Consider the following 10,203-nt stretch of genomic DNA (forward strand, 5'->3'; position numbering starts at 1 on the left):
GCGGCCGCAAGGACCGTGCTCAAAGGCCGGACATATGGACGCAAGCGATCGAAAACGACGCAAAACAACCGTTGCAGGCAGGGCGCCGTCCACATATGGATCCTAGGGTCTGCGCAGGCCGCTTCGCGGCTGCTCCGCCCTAGGATGACGAAGGCATGGGGGGCCCCGCTAGCCCCAACGGGGAGAGGAGGGAGTTCATCCCGCTCAATCATCATAGCTGTGCCCTGCCCTCAGCCCGTCGCGCACGCGTGCCGCGATGGCCAGGAACTCCGGCGTCTCGCGGATATCGAGCGGTCGCTTTTTCGGCAGCGTCGATTCTATGACGTCGCTGACACGCCCCGGGCGCGGCGACATGACGATGATGCGCGTCGACAGATAGACCGCCTCGGGGATCGAATGGGTGACGAAGCAGATAGTCTTGTTGGTGCGCTCCCAAAGCTCCAGCAGCTGTTCGTTGAGGTGATCGCGCACGATCTCGTCCAGCGCGCCGAACGGCTCGTCCATCAACAAAAGGTCGGCGTCGAAGGCGAGCGCCCGCGCGATCGAGGCGCGCTGCTGCATGCCGCCCGAAAGCTGCCAGGGGTATTTCTTCTCGAAGCCGCTGAGATTGACAAGGTCGAGGGTTCGCTTGATGCGCGCCGCCTGCTCCGCCCTGGACAGGCCCATGATCTCCAGCGGCAGTGCCACATTGCGCTGGATGGTGCGCCACGGATAAAGTGCGGCCGCCTGGAAGACATAGCCATAGGCGCGGCTCTGGCGCGCCTGCTCGGGCGTCATGCCGTTGACGGAGATGGCTCCCGATGTCGGCTTCTCCAGATCGGCGATGACGCGCAGCAAGGTCGTCTTGCCGCAGCCGGAGGGCCCGATGAAGGACACGAATTCCCCCTTGCCGATCGTCAGGTCGACATTCGACAGCGCCTGTACCGGACCATCATTGGTCTGGAAGGTCAGGCCAAGCTTGCTTGCCGAAACAACGGCTGGGGATACTCCCGTCATCGGCCGTAGCCTGTCGCTTCCGGCCACTGCGGCGCCGGCCGGAATCCCATTGATTTTACCCAGATGTTGCTTTCCACTCGCCCAGTCCTACTCGCCGCAGTTTTACTCGCCCCAGTTCTATGCGCCCCAGTTCTACGCGCCCTTGTCCCATCAGATAGACGCCCGGAGTTGCCCCGATGTCGCCCAAACCGACTTGCCATCTTATCCGCCCTGAAAGCTCTTATGAAGGCAAGCAGGGCCTGAGTTATTTCGCCGGTATCGCCGCCGAAACAGTCGGCTCGTCCGGCATCTGCATGCATCTGCTGACCATGCCGCCGGGTGCCCGCGCCAAGGCGCATATGCACGAAAACCATGAAACCGCGATCTATGTGCTCTCCGGCGAAGTCCATACCTGGTATGGCGACCGGCTCGAACAGCATATCGTGGTCAAGGCCGGCGATCTTTTCTATATTCCCCCCGGCGTGCCGCATCTGCCGGCCAATCTGAGCGACGGCCCCGCCTCGGCGGTCATTGCCCGAACCGATCCCAACGAACAGGAAAGCGTCGTCCTGCTGCCGGAACTGGATGGGTTGGTCGCCTGACGCCGGCATCGAGGCGGCGGTCGTCATCGGCACCGTCACGAACATGATTTCAGCGGCCCGATCTCCTCAAGGCCGGGAATGGTCACGAAGAAACCGTCCCCTCCTCTGTTGATGACCTTGACGACATCCGTGGTCGTGCCCTTCTCGCCCTCGGCGAAACAGGTGGAGCTCAACAACAGGGTGCCAGGCGCCGTCGTCAGTCGCTGTGCGAACTGGCAGCCGCTGCCATAGGTTTCGACGCCGTCGGCGGTCAGCACGACATAATCGTCGCTGTCCTGATAACCGAGCCGTACACCAGCGCAACCGACCTCATTGCCAAAGGAGCCGGCAAGGACGTCAGCCGCCGCCGGCCCGGCGCCAAGGATCACTGCGGCCATTGAGATAATCGCTCCGTGGCTCGCCAAGCTCAAACGCCCGTCGCCGGAATGCCCGTCCGTTCCACCTTGCGCGGCGCGGAAATTTCCTTCCACGTCGACAGCGCCCGGTTGACCGCCGCGTTCGGCTCGCGAGCGACGAACTCGCCATGGCCGGGCTCCGCCTTGACCTCGTTTTCCTCGATCGACAGTTCGCCGCGCGAGAAGACGAAGCGCGGCAGGCCGGTTACCTCAAAACCTTCGAAGACATTGTAGTCGATCACCGACTGCTGCTTCTTGGCCGTGATCTTCTTCTTGCGCTTCGGGTCCCAGACGATGATGTCGGCGTCCGCGCCTTCGACGATGGCGCCCTTCTTCGGATACATGTTGAGGATCTTGGCGATGTTGGTCGAGGTCACCGCGACGAACTCGTTCATCGTCAGCCGGCCGGTGTTGACGCCGGTCGTCCACAGCACCGGCAAACGATCCTCGAGCCCGCCCGTGCCGTTCGGGATCTTGGTGAAGTCGCCGACGCCGTTGCGCTTCTGTTTGGTGGTGAAGGCACAATGGTCGGTCGCCACCACTTGCAGCGACCCGGCCTGCAGGCCGGCCCACAGCGAATCTTGGTGCAGTTTGTTGCGGAAGGGCGGGCTCATCACCCGGCGCGCCGCATGGTCCCAGTCCTTGTTGAAATATTCGCTCTCGTCCAGCGTCAGGTGCTGGATCAGCGGCTCGCCGAATACCCGCATGCCTTTCTGGCGCGCCCGGCGGATGGCTTCGTGCGCCTGCTCGCAGGAGACATGCACGACGTAGAGCGGCACGCCGGCCATGTCGGCGATCATGATGGCGCGGTTGGTCGCCTCGCCTTCGACTTCAGGCGGGCGCGAATAGGCGTGCCCCTCCGGGCCGCTGTTGCCCGCCGCCAGCAGCTTCTGCGACAGCGCCGCGACCACGTCGCCATTCTCGGCATGGACCAGCGGCAGCGCGCCAAGATCGGCACAGCGCTGGAACGACGAATAGAGCTCGTCGTCATCGACCATCAGCGCGCCCTTGTAGGCCATGAAATGCTTGAACGAGGTAATGCCCCTGTCGACGACGGTGGCCATCTCGTCGAACACCTGCTTGCCCCACCAGGTGATCGCCATGTGGAAGGAATAGTCGCAGGACGCCTTCGAGGTCTTGTTGTCCCACATCTGCAGGGCCTCGAGCAGTGATTGCTGCGGCGCCGGCAGGCAGAAATCGACGACCATGGTCGTGCCGCCGGCAAGGGCCGCGCGGGTACCGGATTCGAAGTCGTCGGCCGAATAGGTGCCCATGAACGGCATTTCGAGATGGGTATGCGGGTCGATGCCGCCCGGCATCACATAGCAGCCGCTGGCGTCGAACTCATGGTCGCCATGCAAATCCGAGCCGATGCCGATGATCTTGCCGTGCTTGAACAGCACATCGGCCTTCCACGTCCGGTCGGCGGTGACGATGGTGCCATTCTTGATGACTTTGGACATTTTCTTGTTCCCTTATTCTCTTCGCGCTTCTTGTGAGCGGCGTTGCGAGGCTATCCCATCACCCCACAATCCCCGCCGTGTCCACCACCGCATGGAACAGCACGTCGGCGCCGGCCGCTGCCCATTCCTTGGTGATTTCCTCGGCCTCGTTGTGGCTGAGCCCGTCGACACAGGGGCACATCACCATTGCGGTGGGTGCGACGCGGTTGATCCAGCAGGCGTCATGGCCGGCGCCCGAGACGATGTTGCGATGCGTATATCCCAGGCGCTCCGCCGCATCCCGCACAGCCTTGACGCAGCCCGCGTCGAAAGTGACCGGATCGAAATGGCCGACCTGATCGATTTGATATTTGATGTCGAGCGCGTCGCAAATTGTGTCGATGCCGTCGCGGATGCGGCCGTCCATGGCGTCCAGCACCTCCTTTTCCGGCGAGCGGATGTCGATAGTGAAGACGGTGCGCCCGGCAATGATGTTACGCGAGTTCGGATAGACCTCCATATGGCCGACCGCGCCGACGGCGTCGGGTTGGTAGTCCATGGCGATCTCGTGCACCAATTCGATCACCCGCGCCATGCCGAGCCCGGCATTGCGCCGCTTCGGCATCGGCGTCGAGCCGGTATGCGCCTCCTTGCCGGTCAGCGTCACCTGCAGCCATTTCAGTCCCTGGCCGTGGGTGACGACACCGATGTCGATGCCCTCGTCCTCGAGGATCGGGCCCTGCTCGATATGCAATTCGAAGAAGGCGTGGATCTTGCGCTCACCGACTTTCTCGGTGCCCTTCCAGCCGATCCGTTCGAGCTCCTCGCCGAATTTCTTGCCGTCCTTGTCGACATGTGAATAGACGTCGGCCTGGTCGAGCACGCCGGCGAATACCCCGGACGCCATCATCGCCGGCGCAAAGCGGGCGCCTTCCTCGTTGGTCCAGTTGGTGACGACGATCGGATGCTTGGTCTTGATGCCGAGATCGTTGAGCGAGCGCACGACCTCCAGGCCGCCGAGCACGCCGAGCACGCCGTCATACTTGCCGCCGGTCGGCTGGGTGTCGAGATGGCTGCCGACATAGACCGGCGGCAGGCTGGGGTCGGTGCCTTCGCGACGGGCAAACATCGTACCCATCTCGTCGACGCCCATTTCGAGCCCCGCCTCATCGCACCAGCGCTTGAACAGATGCCGCCCTTCGCCGTCCTCGTCAGTAACAGTCTGGCGATTATTGCCGCCGGCAATGCCGGGGCCGATCTTCGCCATCTCCATTATCGAATCCCACAAACGGTCTGAATTGATCCGCAGATTCTCGCCGGGGGCGGCCATATTCTAAAACCTCATTGGTTGCGCGGCGTCGAGGGGGAGGGAAAGCTGCACCTGGTTCAATCCACGGCCCTCAGCACTTCGCGCACATGGTCGATCAATTCGTTGATCTGGCCTTTGGTGATGATCAGCGGCGGCGACAGCGCGATGATGTCGCCGGTGGTGCGGATCAATGCACCGCGCTCGAACGCCTTGACGAAAGCCGAGAAGGCCCGCTTCGTTGGCTGGCCGGCGATCGGCGCCAGCTCGATCGCGCCGATCAGGCCGATGTTTCTGATATCGATGACGTTCGGCTCGCCCTTCAGCGAGTGCAGCGCGTCCTCCCAGTACGGCGCCAGTTCCTCGCCGCGCGTCAGCAGCCCTTCTTCCTTGTAGGTGTCAAGCGTGCCCAGCGCTGCCGCGCAGGCGATCGGATTGCCCGAATAGGTGTAGCCGTGGAAGAACTCGATCATGTGCTCGGGGCCGGTCATGAAGGCGTCGTGGATTTCCTTCTTCACGAACACCGCGCCCATCGGGATGACGCCGTTGGAGACGCCCTTCGCCGTGGTCATGATATCCGGCGTGACGCCGAAATAGTCGGCGGCAAACGGCGTACCGAGACGGCCGAAACCGGTGATGACTTCGTCGAAGATCAGCAAGATGCCGTGCTTGGTGCAGATCTCGCGAAGCTTCTGCAAATAGCCCTTCGGCGGCAGGATGACGCCGGTGGAACCGGCAACCGGCTCGACGATGACGGCGGCGATGGTCGAGGCGTCGTGCAAGGCGACGATGCGCTCCAGCTCGTTCGCCAGTTCCGCGCCATGCTCCGGCACGCCCTTGGTGAAAGAGTTCTTTTCCGGCAGATGCGTGTGGGGCATGTGATCGACGCCGCCGAGCAGCGTGCCGAACATCTTGCGGTTGGTGACAATGCCGCCGACGGAGATGCCGCCGAAATTGACGCCGTGATAGCCGCGTTCGCGGCCGATCAGACGGGTGCGCGAGCCCTCGCCTTTGGCGCGGTGATAGGCGATCGCCATCTTCAGCGCGGTCTCGACCGATTCCGAGCCGGAATTCGTGAAGAACACATGGTCCATGCCCTTCGGCGCGATGTCGACCAGCCGGTTCGCCAGCTCGAACACGATCGGATGGCCCATCTGGAACGCCGGCGCATAGTCGAGCTCGGCCGCCTGGCTCTGGATCGCCTCGGTGATCTTCGGGCGGCAGTGGCCGGCATTGACGCACCACAGGCCGGCGGTGCCGTCGAGCACCTTGCGCCCGTCGCTGGTCGTGTAGTGCATGTCCTTGGCCGACACCATCATGCGCGGCGCCTGCTTGAACTGCCGGTTTGCCGTGAACGGCATCCAGAATGCACTGAGATCGTTCGGCGTGACTTTCAGCCGGTTGGACATGACCGAGACTTCCCCTTGTAACTTGTTTCGGTGCGGCTAACGCCTGGTCTTTCCAACTTGGTCTTCGCGACGTTTTCGTGCTACGCAAATTTTTGACCGGTTGGACAAACGTTAGCACCGCCTTATCAGCGGTCAAGGGATTACTAGCGGAAATGCGGCTTTCGAAGTGCGCTCCACAGGGCGGAGAAAAACTGGTCCAGAGAATTGGTCCAGACACTCCTCGCAGCGAAGGTTTTTCGAGGTGACGGGTGCGGTCGAAAGCTCTGCTCCTCGCCGCACCCGCATCCAGATGGAAAAGCGCGAGCTCATCCTCGAGGCGGCGCTCGAAGTCTTCTCGACCAACGGTTTTCGCGGCTCGACAATCGACCAGATCGCTGAAGCCGCCGGCATGTCGAAGCCGAACCTGCTCTATTATTTCCGCCGCAAGGAGGACATCCACAAGACGCTGATGCAGCGGCTTCTCGACACCTGGCTGGCGCCGCTGCGCGAACTCGACGATATCGGCGACCCCTTGACCGAACTGCGCAGCTATATCAGGCGCAAGCTCGAAATGGCGCGCGATTTCCCGCGCGAGAGCCGGCTGTTCGCCAACGAGATCCTGCAGGGCGCGCCGCGTATCATGCCGATGCTGGAAGGCGAGTTGAAGACGCTGGTCGACGAGAAGGCCAATGTCATCAAGGGCTGGATGCGCGCCGGCAAGATTGCCCGCACCGACCCCTGGCACCTGATCTTCTCGATCTGGGCGACGACGCAGCATTATGCCGATTTCGACGTGCAGGTCCGCGCCGTGCTCGGCCCTGACCGCGGCGGCGACGGCCGCTTCGAGGATGCCGCAAGGTTTCTCGAGCAACTGTTCATCGACGGGCTGAAGCCGAAGGGCTGAGGCAGCTCGGCTGTCGCAAACCTCCCCCATTGCTTCGTCATCCTGGGGCGCAGCAAGGAGCGGAGCGACGCAGCGCAGACCCCAGGATGACGAAGTTGGGCTCACGCGCTGCGCCGCTCGGCCGGCAGCGCATCGAGCAGCTTCTGCAGCTTGGCGATCGAGTTCTGCTCGGCGAGCGGCGTGTAGACGATCAGCTTCATGTCCGAGCCGTCGTCGATCGACAGGCTCATATGCTCGAACGCCATGGCACCCGCTGTCGGATGCCTGACATGCTTTACACCCGACAGGTTACGGGCCACGTCGCGTAGCGGCCACCAGGCGCGAAACTCCTGGCTCGAGCGCGTCATCAGCGCGATCAGCCGCTCGAAATCCGGATCGCCGACATATCTGGCGCTTTCTGCCCGGAATGACGCCAGCACGGCACGTGCCAGTTCCTCCCAATCAACGAGCAGGCGCCGATGCTGCGCGCTGGTGAAAACCATATGGACGATGTTGCGGGCATCGCCCTCCAGCAGGCCATAGTCGCCGAACACGGCTGCCGCAGCAGAATTCCAGGCCAGCACGTCCCAGCGCCGCCCAAGGACATAGGCCGGCTGCAGGACCAGGCTCTGCAGCATGTGCAGCAACGGGCTATCGACTTTTTCCGGCGCGTCGACGCGACGCTCCGGCTGCGGGCGGCCGGCAAGAATGAACAGATGCCGTTGCTCGGCCGTGTCCAGGCGCAGCGCCCGGCTGAGCGCCGTCAGCACTTCCACCGACGGCCGAACGTCGCGGCCCTGCTCCAGCCAGGTGTACCAGGTCGTGCCGACGCCGGCGATCATCGCCACCTCCTCGCGCCGCAGCCCGGGCGTGCGCCGGCGCAGGCCGGTCGAAATGCCGGTGGCCGAAGGCGTCAGCCTTTCGCGCCGCGAGCGCAGAAAGGCGCCAAGCTCGCGGCGACGGCTGCCTTCGGCAGAATGCGTGGTGGAATCCATCGGCGCTATTATAGCAGTACCGATACCAGGATAAAGTTTGAACTGTTTGGCATGCGTCTGGTGTCCCATCTTTCTGCTCAGAGCGATGACATGGAGGCTCTGAACATGGAACTGAAAGACAAGACGATCCTGATTACCGGCTCAACCGACGGCGTCGGCCGCGTTGTCGCGCAACGGCTCGGCGCCGGCGGCGCCCGCATCCTGGTGCATGGCCGCGACGCGACAAGGGGCAAGGCGATCGTGACCGAGATCGAAGCCGCCGGCGGCAAGGCCGAGCTTCTTGTCGCCGATCTCTCCTCCCTGGCCGAGGTCCGCCGCCTCGCCGAAGCCGTCCGCGCCAGGACCAAGCGGCTCGATATCCTCATCAACAATGCCGGCGTTGGCACCGCCGGCCCCAACGCGAAACGGCAGGTCAGCGCCGACGGCTACGAGCTGCGCTTTGCCGTCAACTACCTCGCCGGTTTCCTGCTCACCACGGAGCTGCTGCCACTGCTCAAGGCCAGCGCGCCGGCGCGCATCATCAATGTCGCCTCGGCCGGGCAACGGGCGATCGACTTCAGGGATGTCATGCTGACCCGCTCCTACGACGGCGTTCGTGCCTACTGCCAGAGCAAGCTGGCGCAGATCATGTTCACCATCGACCTGGCGGAGCAGCTGCACGGCACCAATGTGACCGTCAACAGCCTGCATCCGGCAAGCTACATGAACACCACGATGGTGCGGCAGGCGGGCATCACGCCGTGGAGCTCGGTCGAAACCGGCGCCGAAGCCATCATCAACCTCGCCACATCGCCGGCACTCGAAGGGCGAAGCGGCCTCTATTTCGACGGCCAAAGGGAATCCCGTGCCGATGCACAAGCCTATGACGCGAAGGCGAGGCAGCAGTTGCGTGAATTGAGTCTCGGCCTTGTCGCGCTCGCACCCGCTTCCGCAACATCGAAGAAAGAAAATTCATGACCGAGAAAACGCAGCACGCCGTGATCGTCGGCGGCTCCTCCGGCATCGGCCTCGCCACCGCGAAAAAGCTGCTTGGCCCGGGCATGAAGGTGACTATCACCGGGCGCAACCGGGAAAGGCTCGACAACGCATGGCAAAGCCTTGGCGGCGCAGTCGAAAAGGCTGCCTTCGATGCCGCGAAGCCGGACGAGGTTCGCCGGTTCTTCAACGATCTCGGCCCTTTCGATCACCTGGTGCTGGCCGCCAGCGGCGGCAAGGGGCTCGGTCCGTTCGAAACGCTTGACCTGACTGACATCGGCGGTGGCGTCGACGAGAAGGTCCGGCCACAGCTCTCCTGCCTGCAGGCCGCCTTGCCGACGCTGAACAAGAGCGGCTCGGTGACTTTCATCTCGGCGGTGTCGGCGCAATTGTCGGCGCCGGGTGTCGCCGGCATCGCCGCCGTCAACGGCATGCTGCTGACCGTGGTGCCGATCCTGGCAATGGAGCTGAAGCCGCTACGCGTCAATGTCGTGGCGCCGGGCGTCATCGACACGCCGTGGTGGGATTTCCTGCCCGATGAACAGCGCCATGCGGTGTTTGCCGATTATGCCGGCAAGACACCGGTCGGCCGCATTGGCCGCGCCGAGGACGTCGCTGAGGCGATCGCGTTCCTGGTTTCGAACAGCTTCGTCACAGGCCAGATCCTGACCTGCGACGGCGGCTTGCGGTATGCGGCGTGAGCGGCTGCCTCCAAGAGGCATCAGTCGTTGTCAAAGCGACTGCGCGATCAGCGCCAGAAATCCTCCGGCCAGCGCGACGTTGCCGACAAAGCCGTTGATGCGGGACGCGCGCTCAGGCCCCTGATGATCCCAGAAGTTATGGAACATCGGCGTGGCGACGATCAGGAACAGGATCAGGCATGCCGCCGCCGCAGCGGTCCAGATGCCCGCGATCACCAGCGCTCCGGCAATGATTTGCAGGACGATCCCCAGCCAAAGAACCAGCCGTGCCTGCGGCACGCCGCGCGTCGTCATCAATTGGCTCACCAACGCCGCGTTCTGAATGTTGCGCAGGCCGGCAAAGACAAAGCCGCCGCCAAGCAGCAGGCGGGCGGCGAATAGGATCTCACTATCAAAGTTTGAAAACATGCTGTCGGGTCCTCGGGCAGAAAAGAGGCGCGCGGCGGGGCCCCCCGCGCCGGGGGCCAGGGGACGGGGGCCAAACAGGTGGGGGAGGCTGGGTTTGATGTAAACGGACGCCCACACCGGGTCCGCGGTTTTT

At 63.4% G+C, this 10,203-nt stretch carries 11 protein-coding genes; 4 read left to right on the forward strand and 7 right to left on the reverse strand.

Features of this window, described 5'->3' with window-relative positions; all coding sequences use genetic code 11:
- Positions 1-204: 204 nt before the first annotated feature.
- Positions 205-996, reverse strand: coding sequence for an ABC transporter ATP-binding protein (locus NKJ81_RS31865; RefSeq protein ID WP_352471507.1), 792 nt, complete (start codon positions 994-996; stop codon positions 205-207).
- Positions 997-1,172: 176 nt separating this feature from the next.
- Here NKJ81_RS31865 and NKJ81_RS31870 point away from each other — a divergent pair, with 176 nt between their 5' ends.
- A complete protein-coding gene (locus tag NKJ81_RS31870; protein ID WP_023675871.1) occupies positions 1,173-1,577 on the forward strand; it encodes a cupin domain-containing protein in 405 nt (134 codons plus the stop codon).
- 35 nt (positions 1,578-1,612) lie between these two features.
- Here NKJ81_RS31870 and NKJ81_RS31875 read toward each other — a convergent pair whose 3' ends face one another.
- The 4 genes from NKJ81_RS31875 to aptA are packed head-to-tail and all read right to left on the reverse strand — an operon-like array spanning position 1,613 to position 6,129.
- Positions 1,613-1,954 carry a hypothetical protein gene (locus NKJ81_RS31875; RefSeq protein WP_352471506.1) on the reverse strand — a complete coding sequence of 114 codons (342 nt, stop codon included), beginning with the start codon at positions 1,952-1,954 and terminating at the stop codon, positions 1,613-1,615.
- 29 nt (positions 1,955-1,983) lie between these two features.
- Positions 1,984-3,435 (reverse strand): dihydropyrimidinase, encoded by a 1,452-nt coding sequence (hydA, locus tag NKJ81_RS31880; protein ID WP_352542902.1) that lies wholly within the window; start codon positions 3,433-3,435, stop codon positions 1,984-1,986.
- Positions 3,436-3,493: 58 nt separating this feature from the next.
- Positions 3,494-4,744 (reverse strand): Zn-dependent hydrolase, encoded by a 1,251-nt coding sequence (locus NKJ81_RS31885; RefSeq protein WP_352471503.1) that lies wholly within the window; start codon positions 4,742-4,744, stop codon positions 3,494-3,496.
- Between the two features lie 56 nt (positions 4,745-4,800).
- The gene (gene aptA / locus NKJ81_RS31890; protein ID WP_352471500.1) at positions 4,801-6,129 is read right to left on the reverse strand and encodes an omega-aminotransferase AptA; all 1,329 of its coding nucleotides are present in this window, start codon (positions 6,127-6,129) and stop codon (positions 4,801-4,803) included.
- Positions 6,130-6,418: 289 nt separating this feature from the next.
- Here aptA and NKJ81_RS31895 point away from each other — a divergent pair, with 289 nt between their 5' ends.
- Positions 6,419-7,012, forward strand: coding sequence for a TetR family transcriptional regulator C-terminal domain-containing protein (locus NKJ81_RS31895; RefSeq protein WP_352453406.1), 594 nt, complete (start codon positions 6,419-6,421; stop codon positions 7,010-7,012).
- Positions 7,013-7,113: 101 nt separating this feature from the next.
- Here the strand turns inward: NKJ81_RS31895 and NKJ81_RS31900 are convergent, their stop codons facing one another.
- Entirely contained in the window at positions 7,114-7,986 is an 873-nt protein-coding gene (locus tag NKJ81_RS31900; RefSeq protein WP_352453402.1) for a helix-turn-helix transcriptional regulator, read from the reverse strand.
- A gap of 105 nt (positions 7,987-8,091) precedes the next feature.
- Between NKJ81_RS31900 and NKJ81_RS31905 the strand changes: the two genes are divergently transcribed.
- On the forward strand, positions 8,092-8,943 hold the full coding sequence (locus tag NKJ81_RS31905) for an SDR family NAD(P)-dependent oxidoreductase (RefSeq protein ID WP_352453403.1): 852 nt from the start codon (positions 8,092-8,094) through the stop codon (positions 8,941-8,943).
- A complete protein-coding gene (locus NKJ81_RS31910) occupies positions 8,940-9,662 on the forward strand; it encodes an SDR family oxidoreductase (protein WP_352542903.1) in 723 nt (240 codons plus the stop codon). The genes NKJ81_RS31905 and NKJ81_RS31910 overlap by 4 nt, the downstream gene beginning before the upstream one ends.
- 30 nt (positions 9,663-9,692) lie before the next feature.
- Here the strand turns inward: NKJ81_RS31910 and NKJ81_RS31915 are convergent, their stop codons facing one another.
- The gene (locus NKJ81_RS31915; RefSeq protein ID WP_352542904.1) at positions 9,693-10,070 is read right to left on the reverse strand and encodes a DoxX family protein; all 378 of its coding nucleotides are present in this window, start codon (positions 10,068-10,070) and stop codon (positions 9,693-9,695) included.
- Between the last annotated feature and the right edge of the window lie 133 nt (positions 10,071-10,203).

This window comes from Mesorhizobium sp. M0018 (assembly GCF_040323955.1).
Classification (GTDB): Bacteria; Pseudomonadota; Alphaproteobacteria; order Rhizobiales; family Rhizobiaceae; genus Mesorhizobium.